At 60.8% G+C, this 25,238-nt stretch carries 21 protein-coding genes; 7 read left to right on the top strand and 14 right to left on the bottom strand.

Features of this window, described 5'->3' with window-relative positions:
- Positions 1 to 4 precede the first annotated feature (4 nt).
- Together CAF74_RS03255 and CAF74_RS03250 are read right to left on the bottom strand one after the other, a co-directional pair.
- Positions 5 to 1,624 carry an FMN-binding glutamate synthase family protein gene (locus tag CAF74_RS03255; protein ID WP_064383868.1) on the bottom strand — a complete coding sequence of 540 codons (1,620 nt, stop codon included), beginning with the start codon at positions 1,622 to 1,624 and terminating at the stop codon, positions 5 to 7.
- A gap of 35 nt (positions 1,625 to 1,659) precedes the next feature.
- Positions 1,660 to 2,460, bottom strand: coding sequence for a LuxR C-terminal-related transcriptional regulator (locus tag CAF74_RS03250; RefSeq protein WP_011335770.1), 801 nt, complete (start codon positions 2,458 to 2,460; stop codon positions 1,660 to 1,662).
- A 125-nt stretch (positions 2,461 to 2,585) separates the two neighbouring features.
- Here CAF74_RS03250 and CAF74_RS03245 point away from each other — a divergent pair, with 125 nt between their 5' ends.
- The 5 genes from CAF74_RS03245 (at position 2,586) to CAF74_RS03225 (ending at position 6,710) form a co-directional block, all read left to right on the top strand.
- A complete protein-coding gene (locus CAF74_RS03245) occupies positions 2,586 to 3,407 on the top strand; it encodes a carbon-nitrogen hydrolase family protein (RefSeq protein ID WP_085745287.1) in 822 nt (273 codons plus the stop codon).
- Positions 3,408 to 3,687: 280 nt separating this feature from the next.
- Entirely contained in the window at positions 3,688 to 5,013 is a 1,326-nt protein-coding gene (locus CAF74_RS03240; protein WP_085745286.1) for an APC family permease, read from the top strand.
- 76 nt (positions 5,014 to 5,089) lie between these two features.
- Positions 5,090 to 5,515: an NUDIX domain-containing protein gene (locus CAF74_RS03235; protein WP_085745285.1), complete on the top strand. Its 426-nt coding sequence runs from the start codon at positions 5,090 to 5,092 to the stop codon at positions 5,513 to 5,515.
- Between the two features lie 23 nt (positions 5,516 to 5,538).
- On the top strand, positions 5,539 to 6,177 hold the full coding sequence (locus tag CAF74_RS03230) for a LysE family translocator (protein WP_085745284.1): 639 nt from the start codon (positions 5,539 to 5,541) through the stop codon (positions 6,175 to 6,177).
- 2 nt (positions 6,178 to 6,179) lie between these two features.
- Positions 6,180 to 6,710, top strand: coding sequence for a GNAT family N-acetyltransferase (locus CAF74_RS03225; protein ID WP_085745283.1), 531 nt, complete (start codon positions 6,180 to 6,182; stop codon positions 6,708 to 6,710).
- On the opposite strand, the gene metR is transcribed toward CAF74_RS03225, so the two are convergent.
- Positions 6,694 to 7,611: a transcriptional regulator MetR gene (metR, locus tag CAF74_RS03220; RefSeq protein ID WP_007953158.1), complete on the bottom strand. Its 918-nt coding sequence runs from the start codon at positions 7,609 to 7,611 to the stop codon at positions 6,694 to 6,696. The genes CAF74_RS03225 and metR overlap by 17 nt on opposite strands.
- A 111-nt stretch (positions 7,612 to 7,722) precedes the next feature.
- On the opposite strand from metR, the gene metE reads away from it, so the two are divergent.
- Positions 7,723 to 10,035 carry a 5-methyltetrahydropteroyltriglutamate--homocysteine S-methyltransferase gene (metE, locus tag CAF74_RS03215; RefSeq protein WP_085745282.1) on the top strand — a complete coding sequence of 771 codons (2,313 nt, stop codon included), beginning with the start codon at positions 7,723 to 7,725 and terminating at the stop codon, positions 10,033 to 10,035.
- Positions 10,036 to 10,165: 130 nt separating this feature from the next.
- Positions 10,166 to 11,200: an alpha/beta fold hydrolase gene (locus CAF74_RS03210; RefSeq protein ID WP_085745281.1), complete on the top strand. Its 1,035-nt coding sequence runs from the start codon at positions 10,166 to 10,168 to the stop codon at positions 11,198 to 11,200.
- A 73-nt stretch (positions 11,201 to 11,273) separates the two neighbouring features.
- Here the strand turns inward: CAF74_RS03210 and CAF74_RS03205 are convergent, their stop codons facing one another.
- The 11 genes from CAF74_RS03205 to glpK all read right to left on the bottom strand — a co-directional run bounded on the left by CAF74_RS03205 (position 11,274) and on the right by glpK (position 25,238).
- Complete coding sequence (locus CAF74_RS03205) at positions 11,274 to 13,616, bottom strand: hypothetical protein (RefSeq protein ID WP_085745280.1); 2,343 nt, start codon at positions 13,614 to 13,616, stop codon at positions 11,274 to 11,276.
- Positions 13,617 to 13,756: 140 nt separating this feature from the next.
- Positions 13,757 to 14,086, bottom strand: a complete 330-nt coding sequence (locus CAF74_RS03200) for a GlpM family protein (RefSeq protein WP_162831789.1) — start codon at positions 14,084 to 14,086, stop codon at positions 13,757 to 13,759.
- Positions 14,087 to 14,106: 20 nt separating this feature from the next.
- Positions 14,107 to 15,435, bottom strand: coding sequence for a sigma-54 dependent transcriptional regulator (locus tag CAF74_RS03195; RefSeq protein WP_039765821.1), 1,329 nt, complete (start codon positions 15,433 to 15,435; stop codon positions 14,107 to 14,109).
- Positions 15,432 to 17,345, bottom strand: coding sequence for a sensor histidine kinase (locus CAF74_RS03190; protein ID WP_085745279.1), 1,914 nt, complete (start codon positions 17,343 to 17,345; stop codon positions 15,432 to 15,434). The genes CAF74_RS03195 and CAF74_RS03190 overlap by 4 nt, the downstream gene beginning before the upstream one ends.
- A 64-nt stretch (positions 17,346 to 17,409) precedes the next feature.
- Positions 17,410 to 18,144, bottom strand: a complete 735-nt coding sequence (locus CAF74_RS03185) for an amino acid ABC transporter ATP-binding protein (protein ID WP_007953170.1) — start codon at positions 18,142 to 18,144, stop codon at positions 17,410 to 17,412.
- Entirely contained in the window at positions 18,141 to 18,812 is a 672-nt protein-coding gene (locus CAF74_RS03180; protein WP_007953172.1) for an amino acid ABC transporter permease, read from the bottom strand. Before CAF74_RS03180 ends, CAF74_RS03185 begins: the two co-directional genes overlap by 4 nt.
- Positions 18,812 to 19,558 carry an amino acid ABC transporter permease gene (locus CAF74_RS03175; protein ID WP_085745278.1) on the bottom strand — a complete coding sequence of 249 codons (747 nt, stop codon included), beginning with the start codon at positions 19,556 to 19,558 and terminating at the stop codon, positions 18,812 to 18,814. Before CAF74_RS03175 ends, CAF74_RS03180 begins: the two co-directional genes overlap by 1 nt.
- 194 nt (positions 19,559 to 19,752) lie before the next feature.
- Positions 19,753 to 20,667 (bottom strand): glutamate/aspartate ABC transporter substrate-binding protein, encoded by a 915-nt coding sequence (locus CAF74_RS03170; protein ID WP_039765825.1) that lies wholly within the window; start codon positions 20,665 to 20,667, stop codon positions 19,753 to 19,755.
- Positions 20,668 to 21,006: 339 nt separating this feature from the next.
- Complete coding sequence (glpD, locus tag CAF74_RS03165) at positions 21,007 to 22,545, bottom strand: glycerol-3-phosphate dehydrogenase (RefSeq protein WP_085745277.1); 1,539 nt, start codon at positions 22,543 to 22,545, stop codon at positions 21,007 to 21,009.
- A gap of 339 nt (positions 22,546 to 22,884) precedes the next feature.
- Complete coding sequence (locus tag CAF74_RS03160) at positions 22,885 to 23,640, bottom strand: DeoR/GlpR family transcriptional regulator (protein ID WP_007953179.1); 756 nt, start codon at positions 23,638 to 23,640, stop codon at positions 22,885 to 22,887.
- A 95-nt stretch (positions 23,641 to 23,735) separates the two neighbouring features.
- On the bottom strand, positions 23,736 to 25,238 hold the full coding sequence (glpK, locus tag CAF74_RS03155; protein WP_039765827.1) for a glycerol kinase GlpK: 1,503 nt from the start codon (positions 25,236 to 25,238) through the stop codon (positions 23,736 to 23,738).

Raw genomic sequence — 25,238 nt, 5'->3', positions numbered from 1 at the left:
GAGTCTAGGCCGCCGCGATTTCCTGCGGTTCGAAACTGTCCGCCCGCGCCATCTGCCACATCCGCGAATAGAACTCGCCGTTCACTTCCCCGGTGAGCAATTCCCCTGGTTTCAGGAACACGTGCAACTGCGAGAACAGTTTGATTTCGGTCGCCGACATGCGCCGCACCAGATGCTTGGCCGACAGTTGCGACGGATGATCGAGTCCGGCGGCGGCGAGCATTTCCGCCAGGGCCTTGAGCGTATTGCGGTGGAAGTTGTAGACCCGCTGGGCTTTGTCCGGCACCACCAGCGCGCGCTGGCGCAGGGTGTCCTGGGTGGCGACGCCGGTCGGGCATTTGTTGGTGTGGCAGCTTTGCGACTGAATGCAGCCGATGGCGAACATGAAGCCGCGCGCCGAGTTGGCCCAGTCGGCGCCGATGGCCAGCACGCTGGCGATGTCGAAGGCGCTGACGATCTTGCCGCTGGCGCCGAGCTTGATCTTGTCCCGCAGGTTCAGGCCGACCAGGGTGTTGTGCACGAACAGCAGGCCTTCGCGCATCGGCACGCCGATGTGGTCGGTGAACTCCACCGGCGCGGCGCCGGTGCCGCCTTCCTTGCCATCGACCACGATGAAGTCCGGCAGGATGCCGGTTTCCAGCATGGCCTTGGCGATGCCCATGAACTCCCACGGATGGCCGAGGCAGAACTTGAAGCCCACCGGTTTGCCGCCGGACAGTTCCCGCAGTTGCTGGATGAAATGCATCATCTCGATCGGCGTGGAGAACGCGCTGTGGCGCGACGGCGAGATGCAGTCTTCGCCCATCAGGATGCCGCGGGTGTCGGCGATTTCCTGGGTGACCTTGTGCTTGGGCAGAATCCCGCCGTGGCCGGGTTTGGCGCCCTGGCTCATCTTGATTTCGATCATCCGCACTTGCGGGGTCTGCGCCTGGGCGGCGAAGCGTTCCGGATCGAAGCGGCCGTCACTGGTGCGGCAGCCGAAGTAGCCGCTGCCCAGTTCCCAGGTCAGGTCGCCGCCGTGTTCGCGGTGATAGGGGCTGATGCTGCCTTCACCGGTGTCGTGGGCGAAATTGCCGAGTTTGGCGCCCTGGTTCAGCGCGCGGATCGCGTTGGCGCTGAGCGAGCCAAAGCTCATGGCCGAGATGTTGAACACCGACGCCGAGTACGGCTGGGTGCACTGCGGGCCGCCGACGGTGACGCGGAAACTGCTCGGGTCGCTCAACGGCGCCGGACGCATCGAGTGGCCAATGAATTCGAAGCCGGACTGGTAGACGTCGATCAGGGTACCGAACGGTTTGTCGGCGGTTTCATTCTTGGCTCGCGAATACACCAGCGAACGCTGGGCGCGGGAGAAGGGCAGGGCGTCGCTGTCGGATTCCAGCAGGTACTGGCGGATTTCCGGGCGGATGCCTTCGACCAGATAACGGATGTTGCCGAGGATCGGATAATTGCGGCGCACCGCGTGCGGGCTCTGCATCAGGTCGAACAGGCCTATCAGGCTCAATACGCCGGTAACGGCGGTGATCGGCCACAGCCAGTCGTGTTCGAGAAAGGGCAGGCTGGCGAGGGTGAAAATCACGCAGACGGCAAAGAAGGCGTAGCGGCTCAGGAGTGACAGGCTCATACGGTTTCCTTGGTTCGGACGGTTTTTTGCGGCAGTCAGGCGTTCTGCGCCTGCAGAAAGATCGAAAACAGCTCCGACTGGGATTTGATCCCCAGCTTGCTGTACATGTGTTTCTTATGGACTTTCACGGTTTCAACAGAGATTTCCAGCTTACGGGCGATTTCTTTACTGGAGCAACCGCTGAGCATCAGGCGCCCGACGTCCAGTTCCCGGGCGGTCAATTGCGCGCCCTTGAGTTGCTGCACCGACGCTTCGAGCTGCACCCGCCAGTCCGGTTGCGCAGGCGCCGGGGCCAATGCCACGGTTTCGTTGATTTCATAGGGCAGGCGCTGGCGCAACAGGCCGAGCACCCACGGCTGGATCAGCGACAGCAGGGCAATCTGCTCGCCGGTGAAGCGTTGCTGGCTGCCCAGCGACAGGCACAACGTGCGGTCGCCTTCGAGTTGGCAATTGAACTGGATTTCGTCGGCCACCACATTCAGACGAAAGTATCGCTGGTAATACTCGGTCAGTTCGAAGTGCTCCGGCGCGACCTCCGACAGGCGATACAAACCGGTGCGCGACTGCTCACGGCAGGCGATGTAGAACGGGTCGAGCAGATAAAGACCGCGCAGATAATCCTGAAACAGCTGGTCGGGACTGCCGTCGGCGCCGGGGCATTCGGCGAACACCTGCGGGTGGCGGTCGGCGCTGAACAGCAGCGCCACCCAGCTATCGAACGGCACGTACTGGTCAAGCAGGCGCACCAGTTGCGCCCAGAAGTTCGGCTTGTCGAGGGCGTCGATCAACTGCCCGACGGCGCGGTGCCAGGTGATGTCGTCAAACGAAAGAGTCATGCCTCTACCCCTATCGGGTTACCCCGGCCGCGTAATTCCCTGGCCGGTCGAATGCGAAGCATACTGGCCCACAGACAGCCGCCGGGCAATCTTTCGGCGCCCGGCGCTCATAACAAGGACTCCCCATGAAAGTCGAACTCGCCCAGCTGGCGGGCCGTGACAAAGACACGGCGTACAACCTCGAACGCGCCCTCGCCGCGATGGCGGCCTGCGCCGTCGACACGCAATTGATCGTGTTCCCCGAGACCCACCTGATGGGCTTCCCGACCGCCGACACCGTGGCGCAGATCGCCGAACCGCTGGACGGCCCGACCGTCAGCGCCGTGCAGGTCGCCGCCCGTGAACGCAACCTCGCCGTGGTGATCGGCATGGCCGAGAACGACAACGGCCGCTTCTACAACACCACGCTGCTGATTACCCCCGAAGGCATCGCCCTGAAATACCGCAAGACCCACCTCTGGGCCTCGGATCGCGGTGTGTTCGAGGCCGGTGACCGTTACGCCACCTGCCTGTGGAACGGCGTGCGGGTCGGTCTGCTGATCTGCTACGACATCGAGTTCCCGGAGTCGGCCCGGGCCCTGGCGCAACTGGGCGCCGAATTGCTGATCGTGACCAACGGCAACATGGACCCATACGGTCCGACCCACCGTACCGCGATCATGGCCCGGGCTCAGGAAAACCAGGCGTTTGCGCTGATGGTCAATCGGGTGGAAGCCGGGGATGACGGGTTGATGTTTGCCGGCGGCAGTGCGCTGGTGGACCCGCTGGGCACGGTGCTGTTCGAGGCCGGGCGTGAGGACGGGCGGTTCAGTGTCGAGCTGGATTTCGGCCAGCTGGAGCTGGCGCGCAAGGATTATCGGTATCTGGATGATCAGCGGTTGAGGTTGCCGGGGGAGGTGGTGGAGCGGGATGGTGGTGTTCGGGAGCTTTTGATTCCTGCCCGATGAACCGCTGCCCTCACCCTAACCCTCTCCCGGAGGGAGAGGGGACTGACCGAGGTGCTCGCTCAAGTTACGTCGACCTGAAATTCCGAGTGAACTCAGGTCTTGAAAAGCATGGAGATCGGCTCCCTTTCCCCCTCGCCCCCTTGGGGGCGGTCCGACGTTTCGGGAGGGCTGGGGTGAGGGGGTAAGGATCTCCAGTCGAACAAAAAAACAAGCAACACCCGAAACATTCGCCGAACTCGGCCTCTGCCATAAATCCAATAAAATCCGGAGTAAGTCGCCCATGGCTCGTTTGCAACGCACCCTTTCGCTAGGGGCGGTGGTGCTGTTCGGCATCGCCTACATGACGCCGATCATTGTCCTCGGCACGTTCGGCATCCTCGCCCAGTCCACCGCCGGCATGGTGCCCGCCGCGTATCTGGCGGCGCTGGTGGCGATGTTTTTCACCGCCATGAGTTATGGCCGAATGGCCGCCGCGTTCCCGGTGGCCGGCTCGGCCTACAGCTACGTGCGCAGGGCCATCAGCCCGAAACTCGGCTTCATCGCCGGTTGGGCGGTGCTGCTCGATTATCTGTTTCTGCCGATGGCGATCTGGCTGATCGGCGCCGCGTACCTGGCTTCGGCGTTCCCGTCGATCCCGCAGTGGGTCTGGGTACTGGCATTCATCGGCATCACCAGCGCGATCAACATCATCGGCTTGAAACTGGCCAACGGCATCAACGCCTTGCTGATGCTGGTGCAGTTTCTGGTGCTGATCGCCTTCGTCGCACTGTGCGTGCATTACGTTGGCGGCGATGCCAGCACGCCGTTGTGGTCGATCAAACCGTTCTTCAACGGCGACATGCAGATGCCGCTGATCATGAGCGGCGCGGCCATTGCCTGCTACTCGTTTCTCGGCTTCGATGCGGTCAGCACCTTGACCGAAGAAACCCGCGATCCGCGCCGCACCATCCCTCGGGCAATCATGTTGATCACCCTGATCGGCGGGCTGATTTTTGTCGGTGTCTCGTACTTCGTACAGATCGCCCACCCCTCGTTCCAGTTCGACAGCGTCGACTCGGCGGCCTACGAGATTGCGCGCAACATCGGCGGCGACCTGTTCGTGTCGATCTTCCTGATCGGCCTGATCGTCGGTCAGTTCGCCTCGGGCCTGTCGGCGCAGGCCAGCGGTTCGCGCTTGTTGTTCGCGATGGGCCGTGATGGTGTGCTGCCCAAGTCGTTCTTCGGCACCTTGCACGAGCGCTTCGGCACCCCGGTCAACAGCATCCTGCTGTGTGCGGTGGTGGCCTTGCTGGCGCTGAAACTCGACGTGACCACCTCGACCTCGTTCATCAACTTCGGCGCGTTCCTGGCGTTCAGCCTGGTCAATCTGTCGGTGATTTTTCACTATTGGATCGGCGGCGAGAAAAAAGGCCTGCGCGAATTGATCCTGTTCCTGATCTTTCCGTTCATCGGCCTGGCGGCGGACTTGTGGCTGATGGTCAGCCTTGATCACCTGGCGGTGTATCTGGGCCTGAGCTGGCTGGCGATTGGCGTGGTGTACCTGGCGGTGCTTACGGGTGGTTTCCGCCGGCAGCCGCCGGAGATGGATTTCCAGGAAGCGACCTGAGGTTCCGGCCGAGTCTTTGCTCATGAACGGCGGGCGTGTGATGCTTGCCGTTTTTTGAGTCAAAGGCTTTCCGTTCATGTCGACCACAAATAATTCCATCATTCGCATTGCTGCCGCATTGCTGCTCAACCCCGACGGCCAGACCCTGCTGGTGCGCAAGCGCGGCACTACGGCGTTCATGCAACCGGGCGGCAAGATCGAACCTCATGAACTGCCGGTGCATGCATTGGCCCGTGAGCTGGAAGAAGAACTGGGACTGGTGATCGATCCGGCGCAGGCGAGCTTTCTCGGCCAGTTCTCGGCGCCCGCCGCCAACGAGCCGGGATTCGTCGTGCAGGCCGAGATCTTTCAGTTGACCATCGATGCTCAAGTGTTGCCGGCTGCCGAGATCGAAGAGGTGATCTGGATCGACCCGGCCACCGACGGCAATGTAATTCTCGCCCCATTGACACGTGACCTGATCCTGCCGTTTTATCGAGCCTCGCTGACCGCGATCGCCTGATCATTCGTGTAAAGGACTTCGTCATGATCCCGCTTCAAGACCTGCTGATTTTTGCCGCCGCTGCACTGCTGATGGTACTGACGCCGGGGCCGAACATGATCTACCTGATCTCGCGGTCGATCTGTCAGGGACGCCGTGCCGGGGTGACCTCGCTGCTCGGCGTGGTGGCGGGTTTCTTTGTGCATCTGTTCGCGGCGGCCGCCGGTTTGACCGCGGTGTTTCTCGCGGTGCCGATGGCCTATGAAGTGTTGAAGTGGGCCGGCGCGCTGTACATGTTGTGGCTGGCCTGGCAGGCGGTGAAACCCGGCGCCCGCTCGCCATTCGAGGCGCAACAATTGCCGGCGGATTCGTCGCGCAAACTGATCACCATGGGCTTTCTGACCAGCGCCCTGAACCCGAAAATCGCGGTGTTCTACCTCTCGGTATTCCCGCAGTTCATCACCCCCGAGCACGGCTCGGTGTTCACCCAGAGCATCATCCTCGGCCTGACCCAGATCAGCGTCAGTTTCAGCGTCAACCTGCTGATCGCGCTGTTCGCGGCGGGCATCGCGTCGTGGTTCGTCAACAACCCGACCTGGCTGGCGGCGCAGCGTTATTTCATGGGCTTCGTGCTGGGCGGCCTGGCCGTGCGGCTGATGCTTGAACAGCGCAAGGCCGCCTGAACATGTGGATCGAACGGCTGGACGCCAGTCATGCGCTGGCCTATCGCGAATTGATGCTGGAAGCCTATGACCGGCATCCGCAGGCGTTCACCTCCAGCGTGCGCGAGCGCGCAGTGATGCCGCTGAGCTGGTGGGAATCACGCCTGACCAGCAAGCTCGACGCGGTGTTCGGCGCGTTCGAAGACGGCCGGCTGGCGGGCATCGTCGGCCTGGCGTTCGAGCCTCGGGAAAAGGCCCGGCACAAGGCAACGGTCTTCGGCATGTATGTGTCGGCCGACTTTCGTCAGCGCGGGCTGGGGCTGAAATTGATGGAGGCGGTGCTGGGTGAGGCGCAGCAGCACCCGGCGCTGAAAGTCATTCAATTGACCGTCACCGCCGGCAATGACGCGGCGTTCCAGCTGTACCAGCGCTGCGGCTTCATCCAGTTCGGCCTCGAGCCGATGGCGGTGCGGGTCGGCGAGGACTACTTCGACAAGATCCACATGTGGTGCCCGCCTTCTGTGCCGACCGCCAGCCTCAACGAACCGCGCTGACCCCATCCAGGGTCGAGAACGAGGTGTCCTTGGCCGTCAGCAGGAAATCGCGCATGTACGGCGCGTCCAGCATGTCGGCGCGGATCGCCGCGTACAGCGTCGCGAACAGACCTTTCTCACCCAGCCGCTTGCCCTTCACGTAACCGCGCGAGCTGTATTCATGCAGCGCCCAGTGCGGCATGCCGCACACGCCACGACCGCTGGCCACCAGTTGCATCATCATCACCGTCAGCTCTGAGGTACGCACCTGCGCCGGTTCGATGTCGGCCGGTTCGAGGAAGCGGGTGAAGATGTCCAGCCGATCCCGTTCCACCGGGTAGGTGATCAGGGTTTCGGTCAGCAGGTCTTCGGGAACGATGTACGGTTTGCTCGCCAGCGCATGCTGATTGGCGACCGCGAGCATGGCTTCGTAGGTGAACAGCGGCACGTAGGTGATGCCGGCGATTTCCAGCGGGTCGGACGTCACCACCAGATCCAGATCACCCCGGGCCAGAGCCGGCAGCGGGGCAAACGAGAAACCCGAAGCGAGGTCGAGTTCGACTTCCGGCCACGCATCGCGGAACTGGTCGATGGTCGGCATCAGCCACTGGAAGCAGCTGTGGCATTCGATCGCCATGTGCAGACGCCCGGCGGTGCCCCCGGCCAGACGCCCGATATCACGCTCGGCGGCGCGCAGCAGCGGCAGGGTCGCGTCGGCCAGTTGCAGAAGGCGCAGGCCGGCGCTGGTGAAGCGCACCGGTTTGGTCTTGCGCACGAACAATGGCATGCCCATGCGCTCTTCCAGTTCCTTGAACTGGTGGGACAGCGCCGACTGGGTCAGGTGCAGGCGGTCGGCTGCATCGACCAGGCTGTCGGCTTCGCGCAGGGCATGCAGGGTTTTCAGGTGACGGATCTCAAGCACCGCAGGCTCCATGAGAAAAATTTGTGATCAACACGAAAAGGTTGAGTTTGTCTCATGTTGCCCTGGCTGTCGACAATGGCGCCATCTTTTACGCAATGGAGAACACTCGACATGGCCGTGGCACACACCCTGGGTTTCCCGCGCATCGGCGCCGACCGTGAACTGAAAAAAGCCCTCGAAGCCTGTTGGAAAGGCGATCTCGATCAGGCCGCTTTGAATCAGGTCGGCCGCGAGCTGCGTGCCAGACACTGGCAACTGCAGAAGGATGCCGGCATCGACCTGCTGCCGGTCGGCGACTTCGCCTGGTACGACCAGGTGCTGACCCACTCGCTGACCTTCGGTGTGATCCCCGAGCGCTTCGACGGTGTGCGTGACGAGCGCGGCCTGCCGACCCTCGACACCCTGTTCGCCATGGCCCGTGGCGCCACGTCGTCCTGCTGTGGCGGCGAGCACGGCAAGACTCAGTACGCACAAGAGCTGACCAAGTGGTTCGATACCAACTACCACTACCTGGTCCCGGAATTCAGCGCAGGCCAGCAATTCAAGCTGAGCTGGGAGCAGTTGTTCGATGAAGTCGAAGAAGCCAAAGCCCTCGGTCACAACGTCAAACCGGTGATCATCGGCCCGCTGACTTACCTGTGGCTGGGCAAGGCGAAAGGCAACGACTTCGACAAGCTTGATCTGCTTGAGCGCCTGTTGCCGGTGTACAACGAAATCCTCGGTCGCCTCGCCGCACAGGGCGTGGAGTGGGTGCAGATCGATGAGCCGATCCTCACCCTCGACCTGCCGCAAGCCTGGAAAAGCGCCTTCGAACGCGCCTATCACATCCTTCAGTACTCGCCGCTGAAGAAACTGGTGGCGACCTATTTCAGCGGTCTGCAAGACAACCTCGGTCTGGCCGTCGGCCTGCCGGTGCAAGGTCTGCATATCGACGCCGTGCGTGCACCGGATCAACTGGGTCAGGTGCTCGATCGCCTGCCGACCTACAAGATTCTTTCGGTGGGTCTGGTCAACGGTCGCAACGTCTGGCGCTGCGAACTGGAGCAGGCGCTGGCACAACTGCAACCGGCGCAGGAGCGTTTTGGCGACAACCTGTGGGTCAGCAGTTCCTGCTCGTTGCTGCACAGCCCGGTGGATGTCGAGCGTGAAGACAAGCTCGATCCGGAACTGAAAAGCTGGCTGGCATTCGCCGTGCAGAAGTGCAGCGAAATCTCGGTTTTGCGTGATGCGCTGAACGACCCGCAAGCGCCGAAAGTGCAAAGCGCACTGGCCGAAAGCCGCGCGATTCAAGAAAGTCGCGCCCGTTCACCGCGTATTCACAAGGCCGCCGTGCAGGCGCGGATCGAGGCGATCAATGCCAGCGACAGCCAGCGTCATTCGCCGTTCGCCAAGCGCATCGCCGCACAGCAGGCGCGTCTGAAATTGCCGACGTTCCCGACCACCACCATCGGTTCGTTCCCGCAGACCGGCTCGATTCGTCTGGCCCGTCAGGCGTTCAAGCAGGGCAAGCTGTCGGCCAACGATTACCACGACGCCATGCGCAGCGAAATCCGCCACGCGGTACAGGTGCAGGAACGTCTGGGGCTGGATGTACTGGTGCACGGTGAAGCCGAGCGCAACGACATGGTCGAGTACTTCGCCGAGCAGCTCGACGGCTACCTGTTCACCCGCTTCGGCTGGGTCCAGAGCTACGGTTCCCGTTGCGTCAAACCGGCGGTGATCTACGGCGACCTCAGCCGTCCGAACGCCATGACCGTTGACTGGATCACCTACGCCCAGAGCCTGACGGACAAGGTGATGAAAGGCATGCTGACCGGTCCCGTGACCATGCTGATGTGGTCGTTCCCCCGTGAAGATGTGTCGCGCAAAGTCCAGGCGCAACAACTGGCGCTGGCCCTGCGGGACGAAGTGGTGGATCTGGAAAACGCCGGAATCAAGATCGTGCAGATCGACGAGGCGGCCTTCCGCGAAGGCTTGCCATTGCGCCGTGAACAATGGCAGGAATACCTCGACTGGGCGGTGGAAGCGTTCCGTCTGACAGCGTCGGGCGTGAAGGATGAAACCCAGATCCACACCCACATGTGCTACAGCGAATTCAATGACGTGATCAAGGCGATCGCCGACATGGACGCCGACGTCATCACCATCGAAACCTCGCGCTCGGACATGGAATTGCTCGAAGCCTTCGAAGCGTTCGACTACCCGAACGACATCGGCCCGGGCGTCTACGACATCCACTCGCCGCGGGTGCCGGACACTGCCGAGATGGTGAAACTGATGAGCAAGGCCGTGAAGCGCATCCCGGCGCAGCGCCTGTGGGTCAACCCGGACTGCGGCCTGAAGACCCGCGCATGGCCCGAGACCGAAGCGGCGCTGGTGAACATGGTGGCAGCGGCGCGGCAGTTGCGCAGTCAGTTGGCGTAACGGCAGCACCGGATGAAGAGTGTCGACCGCTCGGCACTCTTCATCAAACTGTCATCGAACTGTGGCAGCGCGCTTGAACAAACTTCATCAGACTCGCGCTCTACTGGGGTTCTGCGTTTCGGTGTTTTTCATGTTCAAGGGATTTTTTGCAATCGCGGCGTTGTTGGCCGCGGTTTTTTTCGTTCCGGCCTCCAATGCGGCGTCGCGTTGCGACGTCAATGTACCGACCGAACGGGTCGATCTGGAGCAGGTGAGCCTGGCCTACGAGAGCGTCGGTCGTGCGTCGGATCCGGCGCTGTTGCTGGTGATGGGCCTGGGTGGGCAGTTGATCCACTGGCCGGATGAAGTGGTGGTTGCGCTGTGTCAGCAAGGCTTTCGGGTGATCCGTTATGACAACCGCGATGTCGGTCTGTCGACCTGGCGCCAGACGCCGGTGGAAGCCAACCTGACTTTTGAGGTACTGCGCTACAAGCTCGGCCTGCCGGTGGCGGCGCCTTACAGCCTGACCGACATGGCCGATGATGCGCTGGGCCTGATGGATGCGTTGCACGTCGAGCAATTCCACGTGCTCGGCGCGAGCATGGGCGGGATGATCGCCCAGCACATGGCGGCCATGGCGCCGCAACGGGTCGAGAGCCTGACGCTGATCATGACCAGCTCCGGCGCCGAAGGGTTGCCGGCGCCGAGCGCGGCGTTGGTGCAGTTGCTGGCACGACGTGGCGCGCCCAATCGCCAGATCGCGCTTGAGCAACAGGCCGATCTGCTGGCGGCGCTGGGCAGTCCTTCAGTCAGCGATGATCGCGAGGCGTTGCTGCATCAAGCGGCGCTGTCCTATGACCGAGCGTTCAATCCCGAAGGCGTGAAGCGCCAGATCATGGCGATCCTCGCCGAACCGAGCCGGGTGGCGTTGCTCAATCAACTACGCGTCCCGACGCTGGTAGTGCATGGCACGGCGGATCCTTTGTTGCCAGTGATGCACGGCGTACATCTGGCGGCACACATTCGTGGTAGTCAGCTGCGGCTGATTCCGGGGCTGGCGCACCGTTTTCAGGAAGCGTTCAAGGAGCCGTTGCTGGCGGCGGTGTTGCCGTATCTGCGCGAGCACCGCGAAGACACGTCGCACTGGGCGCAGATCGAGCCGGTGGCGGAAGGGAATTTGTTGTAGGGAGAGTAGGGCGAAGCCTCGGGGGTGTCAGTCGCCAAGGCTTCTCCGATCCGCGCGTTTGTCGTCTTGCCAATCATCCTGCGATCTTATAAAGCCAGGCTCGTCGTTCTCCGTAAGCTGAGATGCCTAAGTCAGAACCCATACTGGAAAGCCACATCGCCCAAGCGTTCGGACTCCAGGAACCATCGGGGTTGTAAAGAACATTTTCTTTTGACCAATACAGTTCGTTTGGCAAGCCCATTCTTTGGGTCGCGGTACCCGCCGGGCCGCGGTACGTTCTCCTGACGACTTCCAGCTCCCCTAGCGTCAATCCGTAGTTTGCCAGGTTGGGTTGGTCCGGTGGGGTCCAAGTGGTGTAACCGAATTCGAGTCGTTGAACATTGTAAAAAGTGATGGCGTAAAACGCAGTGCCACCTGCACTGTCATAAACCCAGATTATTGCTGTCCCGTTGCCCGTCGCATGCACTCTTCCGGTGTTTATATCTATCCAGGCGACCGACGGATTTGAAGAGTAGTACCGGAATGGTGGGGTGCCTCCTGTGGCGGATCGATGGTAAATGCCTTGCGCCAGTGGTGATTGTGGATTGACTCCCCGGAAGTTGTAACAGCCTTGTGCATTCTGTGAGTGATTCTGGCCCAGGCTCAAAGGCGCGACAACTTTGAACGTCCACGTGTTCGAGAGTGGGTTGGTCCCGGACAGCGCTTTGGCCATTATTTGATAAGTATTTGGTGCAGCGACTACAAAGGTGAAGTCCCATTTGCCGGTCGATCTTGCTGTCGTATTACCGAGCGGTGTGCTTCCGTTCAGAATCTGCAGGTTTTCGTCTTCCGACGAGCTGCCGCTCACGGTCACACTGACTGCCGTCGTGGTACCCCCATTGAGTACAGGCTGGTTTGTCTGAGTGTTGATTGTTGCGGTAATTGTAGGCGTCTGCGTTTGTAAGGCACCGATCTGAAGCAGCAACAGCTCGGACTGCACTGAGGGCGTTCCCGGATTTTCGATTTCGTAGGCAACGATCAATCGCTTGCTTGCGAACCGTTTGGTGTAGTCGGCTGGCACTGTGAAGACAACCTCCTGGGTTGCATCGACAATGAATTGTCTGAACATATACATGTTCACCACCCCGTCTGATCCGGTTATCTGCCAGAACATTGTCATCTTTGCATCGTTGGCCAAAGGCCAGTATTTGGGGATCACGACATGCGCCAGCGTGGTGTCCGCAGGTAGTTCGTCTCCTTTCTGTTCGGTAATGGTCGGGGCAGCGGCGGGGTTTTCGGATTTGCTTGCGCTGACGGTAACGGTAGCGGACTTGGAGCTCTGAGTGATCGTGCCGCGTTTTTTCGTGTAGCTGAGCGTAAACAGACCTTTGATGACGTTTCGAATGAGCTCGTTTGGCAACGGTATTTGCAAAAGCCGGCTGTTGGCCTCCATCGTCCTTTCGATCACATGTTCGACCCGGTCACCCCGGGAAGTAAACAGGACAATGGTGAGTAGTAAGTTATCGCCAATGCTGAATTGGTCCGTCAAAAGAACTGTTGCCGCAGCGCCGGCTAGGCTGCTGTAGTCGAGATTGTTTGCAGCATCCGTTTCATCTACCTGGGGGGGCGGGAGAAGCACAGCGGTAGGCTTCAGGGACAGCATGACTGCGCTTGACCATCCACTGGCGTTGTGCACCCGGTCTTCGAGTTCATAACTGAGCGCCACCTTGTCGGTGTTGGGCAGCCTGGCCAGAAATTCGGGAAGCAAGTCAAAAAATACCTCCCCCAAAGCGGTGACCGTTACGCTCAGGACAAGCGGGCCAACCATCAGATAAACCGTGTCGCCGATTGCCTGATACCGGTACTGCGGCACAGTGACGGTCATGCCATTGTCCAGCACGGGTTTGTCAATTACCGTCTCCGAGGGAATTGGCAGTGCCAGTCCCTGGTTGTTGGGCAGGTCGGGCCGTGTATCTGCTTCACCGGGACCGAAGGGTTTGAACAGCAGAGGCAGGGGCGGAGAGGTATTTGTATTTCCGCTCGGACGTGTGACTTTGAACACCAACGGCAACGCATCAGGCATGGGGATGGGGGAGGAAAACAACTGATTCAGAAGATCAGACGGCAGGTAAAACGGTACCGGTTTGTCGACGTTAGATCCTACCGAAATGGGGTCGCCGACAGGTCTGGGAGGTGTCCCGATGAGTAACTGTATGAAGTCCAGACTGTCCATGTCCGAGTACGGGAAAAAGTAACCCAATAGTCCCCGTCGATCGCTATTCACCATGTTTCGATTCACGCCGTAGACGTTATTTGCCAGCGCTTTCGCCCCCGGAATGAACGGCGGGACATCCGCCATTATGCGCAAGGGGTCGTGATCCGTTGAAAAGACAAGTTGCTGAGTCGAAGCGTTAGTGTTGCTCGATAGGCTGACCATGTTTTTGCCTCAAGTAAGGTAGCGCTGCAGTCCCCTGCGTATAGGGAGATTGAGCAGCTACCGATGAGGTCCGTCTACTGTCAGATCTAACAGGTCATCGTGATTTTCAGACGAGCGGTGCACCGATACCTACGTCTGATTCAGGCGTGAAGCCGCACCCACACCGACACCAGCACCGTCGCCGCCATCAGCCACGCCACCGCCGCGACCGCCAGCGAAGCCTCTAGGCGCATGCGGTCGACCATCACGTACAAGGTCGCCAGATAGACGAAGTACGGAATGATCGACCACATGCCGAAAACGATGGTGGTCTTCAGGTCGTCGATCGAACGGCCCTTGCCGACAATGTAGTGGGCGATCAGGGCGAAGGTCGGGAACAGCGGCACCAGCCCTGCGATGTAGTAGTTTTTGGTCTTGGCCAGCATGGCGAGGATCACCACCACGGCCGCGCCGAGCATTGCCTTGAAAATCAGATCCACGTCGTTCTCGCTTAATGGCTCAGGCCGTATTTTTTCACTTTGTCGAACAACGTGGTCTTGGCCATGCCCAGTTCCAGGCTGGCCTGGGTCAGGTTGCCGCCGCTGCGTTGCAGGGCGTCGCTGAGCAGGTTGCGCTCGAACGCTTCCACCGCTTCGGCGAAGGCCAGTCCCTGACCTGCGCTACCCGCGCCGGTTTTCTTGAACGCTGGCAGGCCGAGGGCAAAACGCTCGGCGACGTTACGCAGTTCGCGCACGTTGCCCGGCCAGTCGTGGCTCATCAGGCTCGACAGGGTCTGGTTGTCCAGCTCCGGCAGCGCGCGGTCGAAACGCAGGGCCGATTGCTGGGTGAAGTGTTCGAACAGTTGCAGGATGTCTTCGCGGCGCTCGCGTAGCGGCGGCAGTTCCAGCGTTACCACGTTGAGGCGGTAGTACAGGTCACTGCGAAATTCCCCGGCCTTGCTCGATTCGTCGAGGTCGGACTTGGTGGCTGCGATCACCCGGCAATCCACCGCCACGCTCTGGTTCGAGCCGAGGCGTTCGAGAGTGCGCTCCTGCAACACCCGCAGCAGTTTGATCTGCAACGGCAGCGGCATGCTTTCCACTTCATCGAGGAACAGCGTGCCGCCGTCGGCGTGTTCGATCTTGCCGATCCGCCGCTTGCCGGCGCCGGTGAAGGCGTTGGCCTCGTGACCGAAGATTTCGCTTTCGAACAGGTTTTCCGGCAGCCCGCCGCAGTTCAGCGCAACGAACTGTTTGCTGTGACGGCGGCTGAAATCATGCAGGCAACGGGCGACCAGTTCCTTGCCGGTACCGGTTTCGCCTTCGATCAGCACATTAGCCGAGGTGTCGGCGACGTTGGCGATCAGTTCGCGCAGGTTCTGCATGGCTGGCGAACGGCCGATGATCCGACCTTCAAGGGAATCGCGTTCGGCCAGTTGCCGGCGCAGGGACGAGACTTCGCGATTCAGGCTGCGTTGTTCGAGGGCTCGGCGGGCCACGTCCACCAGTCGTTCTGGGGAGAACGGTTTCTCCATGAAGTCGTAGGCGCCTTTCTGCATCGCGCCGACGGCCATGGAGATGTCGCCGTGTCCGGTGATCAGCACCACCGGCAGGCTGCGGTCGCGTTGCTTGAGCCGGGTCAGCAGTTCCAGGCCGTCGATGCCCGGCAGGCGAATGTCGCTGATGACGATCCCGGCGAAGTTGTCACCGACCTGCTCCAGCGCTTCTTCGGCACTGCCCACGCCGATGCAGGGAATGTCTTCCAGCGTCAGCGCCTGCTGGCAGCCGAGCAGGACATGGGGGTCGTCTTCGACGATCAATACACTGAGGTCGTTGTTCATATTGGCTCGGCAGGAGTAGGGCTTACCAACGGTAAACTGAGGACGAAAGTGGTACCACCGCTGGCCGGGTGTTCGACACCCAGATGCCCGCCGGTGGCGGCCGCCAGACTGGCCGACAGGGTCAGGCCGAGGCCCAGGCCCTGTTCGCCGGGCTTGGTGGTGAAGAACGGTTCGAACAGATGCTTGCGGGCTTCGGCGTCGATGCCGTGACCGTTGTCGCGCACCCGCAGGCGATATTTGCCGTTGAATTCTTCGCCTTCCAGCCACAGCTCCGGCAGCGGTTGCGCCTGCATGGCGTCGAGGGCGTTGCCGATCAGGTTGACCAGAATCTGTTCCAGGCGCGTCTGGTCGATCTGCACCTGCACGTCGTCGAACTGGCGATGCAGTTGCAGGGAGGCACTTTCGACGCGGGCGCCGAGCACTTGCAGCGCGGCATCCACCGCTTTGCCAAGGCTGGCGCGACCCTTGTCGTCACCGCGCCGGGCGAAGGAGCGCAGGCTGGCGGTGATCCGGCCCATGCGGTCGATCAGGTCGTTGATGGTCTTGAGGTTGGTGCTGGCGACATCGAGCTGGCCGCGTTCAAGGAAGCGGATGGTGTTGCCCGACAGTGTGCGCATCGCCGCCAGCGGCTGGTTCAGTTCGTGGGCGATGCTGGTGGACATCTGGCCGATCGCCGCGAGTTTGCCGGCCTGCACCAGTTCGTCCTGGGCACGGCGCAAAGTCTCCTCGGCCTGACGCCGTTCGCGGATCTGGCTCTTGAGCCGGTCGTTGCTGGCGCGCAGGTCGGCGGTGCGTTCGGTAATCCGACGTTCCAGCTGATTGTTGGCTTCCTGCAGGGCTTCACGGGCGGCGAGGCGGGTGGCGATGACCTTGCGCCGTTCGTTCCAGGCGATCAGCAGGAATGCCACGAGCGCAAAGGCGACTGCCACCAGAATCCCCTGATTGATCGCCTCGCGCCGCAGATCCTGCAACGGCGTGAGCAGAGTGAAATTCCACGGGGTATCGCTCAGCGGTCGGGTTTGCGCCAGATAGCTGATGTTTTCCTCATCGCCATCCTGTTGGCTCGGCACTTCGCTGTTGGCCGGGAAGGTGAGTTTCTCCACACCTTCGGACAGGGTTTCGCGGGCCAGCGGTTGCAGTTCGTTCAGCGGAAACCAGTAGTACTGCAGGCTGCGGGCGAGTTTTTCCTTGGTCTCGTCGCTCAGCGGAATGACCGATTTCAGGCGCCGGGCCGGATCGCTGGAGAGAATGATGATGCCGTTTTCATCGCTGACGAAGGCTTCGAGGCGCGCCCGTTGCCAGCGTTCTTCCAAGGCTTCCAGGCGCACCTTGACCACCGCGACGCCGATGATCTTGCCGTGTTCTTCGAGGCCGTGGGCCAGGTAATAACCGGGTTCGCCGTTGGTGCTGCCGATCCCGTAGAAGCGTCCGGGCTGGCCGCGAATGGCGTTCTGGAAGTAGGCGCGGAACGACAGGTCTTCACCGAGATAACTGTCGACGTCGCGCCAGTTGCTGGTGGCCATGACGCGGCCGGTGGTGTCCATGACGTAGATGGCCCGACTGCGGCTGCGCCGGTTCAGGCCTTCAAGGTAATCGTTGACCGTTTGCCGGTGTTCCGGGGTAGGGTCGTCCAGCAACTGCGAAACGCTCGATTCGAGTTCCAGCAGGCTGGGCAGGTAGGTGTATTTGCTGATCTCGCTTTCGACCGCGCGGGCGTGCAGTTCCAGCTGGCGCTGGCCGTTTTCGCCGAGGCTGCGGATGCCGAAATGTTCACTGGTCCAGAAGCCGATGTAACCCAGTCCGACCATCAGGGCGATGACCAGCGGCGGCAGGAACAGGTGGCGGATCAGACGGGGTTTCACGGCAAGTGATGGCGGCGTGGCGCGATAGAGAGTGGGGTCGCATTTCATCACAGATGCCTTGGGTCAACCACCTGCATTCCCCGACAGAGGATGTCGGGGAATGCAGCCGTTTTTAGTGCTGCAGGATTTTCTCGAGGAAATGCTGCGCGCGTTCGGAGCGTTGGCTGATGTCGCCAAAGAACTCTTCTTTCTTGCAGTCTTCGATGATCTTGCCGGCGTCCATGAAGATCACGCGGTCGGCCACTTTACGGGCGAAGCCCATTTCATGGGTCACGCACATCATGGTCATGCCTTCGTGGGCCAGCTGCACCATCACGTCGAGCACTTCGTTGACCATTTCCGGGTCGAGCGCCGAGGTCGGTTCGTCGAACAGCATGACGATCGGGTCCATCGCCAGCGCACGGGCGATCGCCACACGCTGTTGCTGACCGCCGGACAACTGGCCCGGATGTTTGTGGGCATGAGCCGACAGGCCGACGCGCTCGAGCAGTTGCAGGCCTTTCTTGGTCGCCTCTTCCTTGCTGCGGCCCAGCACCTTGATCTGCGCGATGGTCAGGTTTTCGGTGATGGTCAGGTGCGGGAACAGTTCGAAGTGCTGGAACACCATGCCGACGCGCGAGCGCAGTTTCGGCAGGTTGGTCTTCGGATCGGCAATCGACGTGCCGTCGACCACGATGTCACCTTTCTGGAACGGCTCCAGTGCGTTGACGCACTTGATCAGGGTCGACTTGCCCGAACCGGACGGACCGCAGACCACGATCACTTCACCCTTTTTGACCTCGGTGCTGCAATCGGTCAGCACCTGGAAGTCCCCATACCACTTGTTGATGTTCTTGATAGAGATCATACGGCGAACCTTTTTTGCAGACGCTTGACCAGCACCGAGGCGGCAAAGCTGATGGTGAAGTACACGAGACCTGCGAAGATCAGGAACTCATTCGAGCGGCCAATAATGTCGCCACTGGCGCGCGAGGCGTTGAGGAAGTCCACCAGGCCCACGGTGTAGACCAGCGAGGTGTCCTGGAACAGGATGATGCTCTGCTGCAGCAGCAGCGGGGTCATCTTGCGGAACGCCTGGGGCAGGATGATCAGGCGCATCATCTGGCCGTAGGTCATGCCCAGTGCCTGCGCCGCGCCCATCTGGCCTTTCGGGATCGACTGCACGCCGGCCCGGACGATTTCGCAGAAGTACGCCGCTTCGAACATCATGAACGCCACGATGCACGAGGTGAACGCGCCGATCGGGGTGTCTTCGCCGGTGATCCAGCGCAGCACGAACGGCACTGCCAGGTAGAACCAGGTGATCACCAGCAGCAGCGGGATCGAACGGAAGTAGTTGACGTACGCGCCGGCGATGCTCGACAGCAGTTTGCTGTGGGACAGGCGCATCAGCGCGAGGATGGTGCCGAGGATGATCCCGCCGACCACGCCCAGCGCCATCAGCTTGAGGGTCATCAGCATGCCGTTCCACAGGCCGGGAATGGCCGGAACGATGCCACTGAAATCGAATTCCATTATTTACCCCCCACGGAGATCAGGCCGGGCACGGCGACTTTCTTCTCGACCATGCGCATCAGCAGCATCAGGCTCATGTTGAGGGTGAAATAGATCAGGGTCGCCAGGGTGAACGCTTCAAACAGGTTGGCCGAGAATTCGGCGGTCTGTTTGGTTTGCGCCAGCAGCTCCATCAGACCGATCAGGGACGCCACGGAGGAGTTCTTGAACACGTTCAGGAATTCCGAGGTGAGCGGCGGAATGATGATCCGGTAGGCCTGAGGCAGCAGCACGTTCCAGTAGATCTGCGGCAGCTTGAAACCCATGGCGCGGGCAGCGGATTCCTGGCCGCGTGGCAGCGCCTGGATACCGGTGCGAACCTGTTCGCAGACACGGGCGGCGGTGAACAGGCCCAGGCAGACGACAACGCTCAGGTAGGCCGAAGTGGTCGGGTTCAGGTCCTGCTTGTACCACTCCTGCAGATCCGGCGGCAGCAGATCGGGCACCAGGAAGTACCAGATGAACAGCTGAACCAGCAGCGGCACGTTACGGAACAGTTCGACGTAGCAGGTCGCGATGCCCGACACGATGCGGTTCGGCACGGTGCGCATGATGCCCAGCAGCGAGCCGAGTATCAGGGCGATGATCCAGGCCACGATGGCGATGGCGATGGTCCAGCCCAGACCGGAAATGAACCAGTCGAGATAGGTCTCGCTGCCCACGCCGGTGGACTTGAAGAACACGCCCCAGTCCCAGTTGTAATTCATTAGGGTCTCCCCTCGATTCGATCGATGTACAAGTGCCCGCCTGGGGAAGCTCCGTTCCCGCCCTGATTGTGAAAATCAGGCACACGCGATCGGCTCGACAGCCACCGGTTCGAGTGTTTCCAGAAAATGCCAGCAGGGAGTGACCATCCCCTGAAAAGGCAGGCGCCTCCTCAGGGGATAAGGTTAGTCAGAAATCAGGATTTCTTGTCGTCAGCCGCTTTGTCGGTCGGATTGGCGATCAGGGCCTTGAGCTCGTCGCTCATCGGGAAGTTCAGGTTCAGGCCTTTTGGCGGAATCGGCTGCATGAACCATTTTTCGTAGATCTTGTTGATCTCGCCCGAGGCGTAGGTCGCCTTGATGGCGTCGTCGACAGCCTTTTTGAACGGCGCATCGCCCTTGCGCATCATGCAGCCATAGATTTCGTACGACTGTGGCGTGCCGGTTACAGCCCAATCGGAGGCTTTCTTGGCCTTGGCGGCTTCGCCGGCCAGCAGGGCGTCGTCCATCATGAACGCAACGGCACGACCCGATTCCAGCATCTGGAAGGATTCACCGTGGTCCTTGGCGGAGATCACGTTCATGCCCATCTGCTTGTCGGCGTTCATCGCCTTGAGGATGCGCTCGGAAGTGGTGCCGGCGGTGGTCACGACGTTCTTGCCTTTCAGATCGTCGAAATCCTTGTACTTGGAGTCAGCCTTGGACAGCAGACGGGTACCGATTTCGAAGATGCCGACGGAGAAATCAACCTGTTGCTGACGCTCGACGTTGTTGGTGGTGGAGCCGCACTCGACGTCCACGGTGCCGTTCTGCACCAGCGGGATACGGGTTTGCGAAGTCACGAGGTTGTATTTGACCTGCAGGTTTGGCAGGTCCAGGTCTTTCTTGATCGCTTCGACGATGGCCAGCTGGATATCGTGGGAGTAGCCGACCGGCTTGCCGGAAGCGTCAGCGATGTAGGAGAAAGGAATGGAAGCGTCACGGTGGCCCAGGGTGATGACGCCGGACTCTTTGATCTTCTTAAGGGTGCCGGTGAGTTCGGCAGCGAAAACTGGTGTGCTGATCAGAGCGGCAGCAATGGCTGCGCCCAGGATATGGGGAACGATGCGCATCAAATTTTCCTCGACATTGTTTTTTTTATGGAGCCGGTTGAGCGGGCCCTTTGTACTTCGAATGCCTGACGGCTCCTGTTGTGTTGGCGCAACGGGCATTCGTCGAAGGAGTGTAGAGCATGAGTCGTGCCAGACCAGTCAGTACAGGTTAATTCATTGATTTATAACGTTATTAAAGTTTTGTGATGGTGTTTTTCCGTCAATCTGATCCGGTTAACCGAATTGACCGTCAGGTCGCGTTCGGAAAACCGAACGTCCTCATTGCGCCTTGTTTCAGCCTGAATGCAAAAAGCCCCTGAATCTTTCGATTCAGGGGCTTTTTGTTCAGCGACGAACGGATCAGGCCGCTTCGATCTTGCTGCGGTTCTGCTCGACCTTGTTCAGGTATGCCGCCAGTCGCTCTTGCTCGTTCGACGTGGTGAACAGGCCCAGTTTGCTGCGACGCCACAGGATGTCGTGCGCCGTGGTGGCCCACTCTTCAGTGCACAGGTAATCGACTTCACGGGTGTAGAGCCCGCCACCGATGTGTTCACCCATGTCGGCCAGGGTGTCGACGCCTTCGAGCATGCGCCAGGTGCGGCTGCCGTAGGTGGTGGCCCAGCGGCGTGCAATTTCGGTCGGCACGAAGTCAAACTTGTCGCGGATCAGCGCGCTCAGGGCCTGTGGCGTGGTCATGTCCTCGCCGCCGGGCAGGGTGGCGGTGGCCGTCCAGCTCGGGCGCATCTGGGTGAAGTACGGCATCAGCTGCGCCATCGCTGACTCGGCGAGCTTGCGATAGGTGGTCAGCTTGCCGCCGAACACCGACAGCAGCGGCGCTTCTTCGGTGCTGCCGGACAGCGCCAGAGTGTAGTCGCGGGTCACGGCCGAAGGGTTGTCGGACTCGTCGTTGCACAGCGGACGTACGCCCGAGTAGGTGTGCAGGATGTCGTCACGGCTGATCTGCTTCTTGAAGTGAGCGTTGACCACTTTCAGCAGGTAATCGGTTTCGCCGTCGGTGATCGCCACTTTGGCCGGATCGCCGGTGTATTCGCGGTCGGTGGTGCCGATCAGGGTCAGGTTGTTCAGGTACGGAATGGTGAAAACGATGCGCTGATCTTCGTTTTGCAGGATGTGCGCGTGATCGCCTTCGTACAGTTTCGGCACGATGATGTGGCTGCCCTGGATCAGACGGATGCCGTACGGCGACTCCATCTTCAGGTCGTCACGGATGAACTTGGCGACCCACGGGCCGGCGGCGTTCACCAGCGCTTTGGCGGTGATCGAAAACAGGCTGCCGTCGGCGCGTTCCAGGTTCAGGTGCCACAGGCCCTTGGCGCGGCGGGCGCTGACGCAACGGGTCTGGGTGTGAATGTGCGCGCCTTTCTCGCGGGCGGCCATGGCGTTCAGAACCACGAGGCGGGCGTCGTCGACCCAGCAGTCGGAGTATTCGAAGCCTTTGCTGATTTCACTTTTCAGTGCGCTGTCGGCGCCGAACTTCAGGCTTTTCGAGCCTGCGAGTTTTTCGCGCTTGCCGAGGTGGTCATAAAGGAACAGGCCCGCACGGATCATCCACGCCGGACGCAGGTGCGGGCGGTGCGGCAGCACGAAACGCATCGGCTTGACGATGTGCGGGGCCTTGGCCAGCAGCACTTCGCGTTCGGCCAGGGCTTCGCGCACCAGACGGAATTCGTAATGTTCGAGGTAGCGCAGGCCACCGTGGATCAGCTTGCTGCTGGCCGACGAGGTGTGGCTGGCCAGATCGTCCTTTTCGCAAAGGAACACCGAAAGACCGCGACCGGCGGCATCCGCTGCGATCCCCACGCCATTGATCCCGCCGCCGATGACGGCGATGTCGTAGATCTCGGAGATAGGGGGCGTACGCAAGGTAGATGTGGACATCGGCTGGCCTCGGGCTCTTTTGATTTTCTGTCTTGGAAATCGAACATGAATGTTCATTTGCGAAAATGGTAGCCCATAAAGACGCGCGCAGCCAGTCGACTTCGATTGAAAAAACTCATCGAAGGACGGGTAAAAGAAAATTTTCGAACATAAGATGCGCGTTAGAGCACTGATCGTTGCACGCAGAGCGGACTGATCGTTCCCACGCTCTGCGTGGGAGTGCATACATTGACGCTCTGCGTCGGCTTCTGAATGGGACGCAGAGCGTCCCCGGCGGCATTCCCACGCAGAGCGTGGGAACGAGAATTCACCGGGAGGGAGTTATATGCGGGAGGGGGGTTAAACGACTTCCAGACGAATCTTGTGCTGGCTCAGCAGTTGCGCCAGGGCTGGCACCGGCTGCTGATCGGTCACCAGGCAATCGATCAGACTGATCGGGCCGAGGCGGATCATCGCATTACGGCCGAACTTGCTGGAGTCCGCCGCCAGGATCACCTGCCGGGCATTGGCGATGATCGCCTGGGACACCCGCACTTCCTGGTAATCGAAGTCGAGCAGGCTGCCGTCTTCGTCGATACCGCTGATGCCCACCAGCGCAAAGTCGACCTTGAACTGGTTGATGAAGTCCACGCTTGCCTGACCCACCACACCGCCGTCGCGACGCACGTTGCCGCCGGTCAGCAACACATCGAAATCATCCTTGGCGCTGAGCATCGAAGCAACGTGCAGGTTGTTGGTGATGATCTTCAGATGGCTGTGATTGAGCAGGGCGCGGGCAATCGATTCGGTCGTCGTGCCGATGTTGATGAACAGCGAGGCGTGATCGGGAATCTGCGCGGCGATGGCTTCGCCGATGCGTTGCTTTTCATCGCGCATCTGATCGGCGCGCATCGCGTAGGCGGTGTTTTCGACGCTGGAATCATAGGCGGCGCCGCCGTGGTAGCGACGCAGCAGATTGGCTTCCGCCAGTTGATTGATATCGCGGCGGATGGTTTGCGGGGTAACAACGAACAGCGTGGCCATTTCCTCGATGCTCACATAGCCGCGTTCGCGAACCAGCTCGAGGATTTGCTGCTGACGGGGAGGCAGATTCATGGGGCTTCCTTTGGGCTGCCGTGCAAAATTTGCCCATGATGCCGCAGGAATCCGCTCCCTACCAGTTACAACAGGTTACGAGTACTCAGCTTGGCTTATTCAGCGTCTTCACGTTCCCAGTCGCGGGTGCGGCTGACGGCTTTTTTCCAGCCTTTATACAGTTTCTCTTTTGCCGCTTCGTCCAGGCTCGGTTCGAACTCGCGTTCGATCACGGCCTTGCCGCGCAGTTCTTCCAGGCTGCCCCAGAAACCGCACGCCAGGCCTGCCAGATAAGCTGCGCCGAGCGCCGTGGTTTCGCGCATTTTCGGACGCTCGACCTGGGTGCCGAGGATGTCGGCCTGGAACTGCATGAGGAAGTTGTTCGCTACTGCGCCGCCATCCACGCGCAGGGCCTTGAGGCGTTCGCCGGAGTCCTGTTGCATGGCGTCGAGGACGTCGCGGGTCTGGTAGGCGATCGATTCCAGTGCGGCGCGGATGATGTGATCCACACGCACGCCACGGGTCAGGCCGAACAGGGCGCCACGGGCATACGGGTCCCAGTAGGGAGCGCCGAGGCCGGTGAAGGCTGGCACCAGATAGACGCCGTTGCTGTCCTTCACTTTATTGGCGAAGTATTCGGTGTCGTGGGCGTCGTTGACGATTTTCAGTTCATCGCGCAGCCACTGCACGGTCGAACCGCCGTTGAACACAGCGCCTTCCAGTGCGTAAGCCACTTCGCCGCGTGGGCCGCAAGCGATGGTGGTCAGCATGCCGTGCTGGGATTTCACCGCTTTGTCGCCGGTGTTCATCAGCAGGAAGCAACCGGTGCCGTAGGTGTTTTTCGCCTGGCCCGGCTCGACGCACATCTGGCCGAACAGCGCGGCCTGCTGGTCGCCGGCTATACCGCCGATGGCGATGCCGCTTTTGGTGCGACCGTAGATTTCCGAGGAGGCTTTGACTTCCGGCAGCATCTCGCGCGGGATGTCGAGGATCTCCAGCATCTTCGCGTCCCACTCAAGCGTGTGGATGTTGAAGAGCATGGTGCGCGAGGCGTTGGTGTAGTCGGTGACGTGGACCTTGCCGCCGGTAAATTTCCAGATCAGCCAGCTGTCGACAGTGCCGAACAGCAGTTCGCCGTTGCGCGCGCGCTCGCGGCTGCCTTCGACGTTGTCGAGGATCCACTTCAGTTTGGTGCCGGAGAAGTACGGGTCGGTGACCAGACCTGTGGTGTCGCGGATGTAGTCTTCATGACCGTCGCGCTTGAGCTGCTGGCAGATCTCGGTGCTGCGGCGGCATTGCCAGACGATCGCGTTGTACACCGGACGGCCGGTGGTCTTGTCCCAGACCACGGTGGTTTCACGCTGGTTGGTGATGCCGATGGCAGCGACCTGATCGTGATGCAGACCGGCCTGGGCCAACGCTTCGACCATCACCGCGCTCTGGGTGGCGAAGATTTCCATCGGATCGTGTTCGACCCAACCGGCTTGCGGGTAATGCTGGGCGAATTCGCGTTGTGCGGTGCAGACCACGTTCGCGTCGCGGTCGAAAATGATCGCGCGGGAGCTGGTCGTACCCTGATCGAGGGCAATGATGTAGTTCTTATTCTGAATGTCGGTCAT

The sequence above is a fragment of the Pseudomonas sp. R45(2017) genome (genome assembly GCF_002112305.1).
Classification (GTDB): Bacteria; Pseudomonadota; Gammaproteobacteria; order Pseudomonadales; family Pseudomonadaceae; genus Aquipseudomonas; species Aquipseudomonas paraglycinae.
Note: the sequence above shows the minus strand (reverse complement) of the source record. Positions and strands in the feature narration are given on the sequence as shown.

Excerpts from the sequence above, each read along its gene's own strand:
- CAF74_RS03255 (WP_064383868.1), bottom strand. The coding sequence starts at position 1,624 with ATGAGCCTGTCACTCCTGAGCCGCTACGCCTTCTTTGCCGTCTGCGTG.
- CAF74_RS03250 (WP_011335770.1), bottom strand. The coding sequence starts at position 2,460 with ATGACTCTTTCGTTTGACGACATCACCTGGCACCGCGCCGTCGGGCAG.
- CAF74_RS03245 (WP_085745287.1), top strand. The coding sequence starts at position 2,586 with ATGAAAGTCGAACTCGCCCAGCTGGCGGGCCGTGACAAAGACACGGCG.
- CAF74_RS03240 (WP_085745286.1), top strand. The coding sequence starts at position 3,688 with ATGGCTCGTTTGCAACGCACCCTTTCGCTAGGGGCGGTGGTGCTGTTC.
- CAF74_RS03235 (WP_085745285.1), top strand. The coding sequence starts at position 5,090 with ATGTCGACCACAAATAATTCCATCATTCGCATTGCTGCCGCATTGCTG.
- CAF74_RS03230 (WP_085745284.1), top strand. The coding sequence starts at position 5,539 with ATGATCCCGCTTCAAGACCTGCTGATTTTTGCCGCCGCTGCACTGCTG.
- CAF74_RS03225 (WP_085745283.1), top strand. The coding sequence starts at position 6,180 with ATGTGGATCGAACGGCTGGACGCCAGTCATGCGCTGGCCTATCGCGAA.
- metE (WP_085745282.1), top strand. The coding sequence starts at position 7,723 with ATGGCCGTGGCACACACCCTGGGTTTCCCGCGCATCGGCGCCGACCGT.
- CAF74_RS03210 (WP_085745281.1), top strand. The coding sequence starts at position 10,166 with ATGTTCAAGGGATTTTTTGCAATCGCGGCGTTGTTGGCCGCGGTTTTT.
- CAF74_RS03205 (WP_085745280.1), bottom strand. The coding sequence starts at position 13,616 with ATGGTCAGCCTATCGAGCAACACTAACGCTTCGACTCAGCAACTTGTC.
- CAF74_RS03195 (WP_039765821.1), bottom strand. The coding sequence starts at position 15,435 with ATGAACAACGACCTCAGTGTATTGATCGTCGAAGACGACCCCCATGTC.
- CAF74_RS03190 (WP_085745279.1), bottom strand. The coding sequence starts at position 17,345 with ATGAAATGCGACCCCACTCTCTATCGCGCCACGCCGCCATCACTTGCC.
- CAF74_RS03185 (WP_007953170.1), bottom strand. The coding sequence starts at position 18,144 with ATGATCTCTATCAAGAACATCAACAAGTGGTATGGGGACTTCCAGGTG.
- CAF74_RS03180 (WP_007953172.1), bottom strand. The coding sequence starts at position 18,812 with ATGGAATTCGATTTCAGTGGCATCGTTCCGGCCATTCCCGGCCTGTGG.
- CAF74_RS03175 (WP_085745278.1), bottom strand. The coding sequence starts at position 19,558 with ATGAATTACAACTGGGACTGGGGCGTGTTCTTCAAGTCCACCGGCGTG.
- CAF74_RS03170 (WP_039765825.1), bottom strand. The coding sequence starts at position 20,667 with ATGCGCATCGTTCCCCATATCCTGGGCGCAGCCATTGCTGCCGCTCTG.
- glpD (WP_085745277.1), bottom strand. The coding sequence starts at position 22,545 with ATGTCCACATCTACCTTGCGTACGCCCCCTATCTCCGAGATCTACGAC.
- CAF74_RS03160 (WP_007953179.1), bottom strand. The coding sequence starts at position 23,640 with ATGAATCTGCCTCCCCGTCAGCAGCAAATCCTCGAGCTGGTTCGCGAA.
- glpK (WP_039765827.1), bottom strand. The coding sequence starts at position 25,238 with ATGACCGACATTCAGAATAAGAACTACATCATTGCCCTCGATCAGGGT.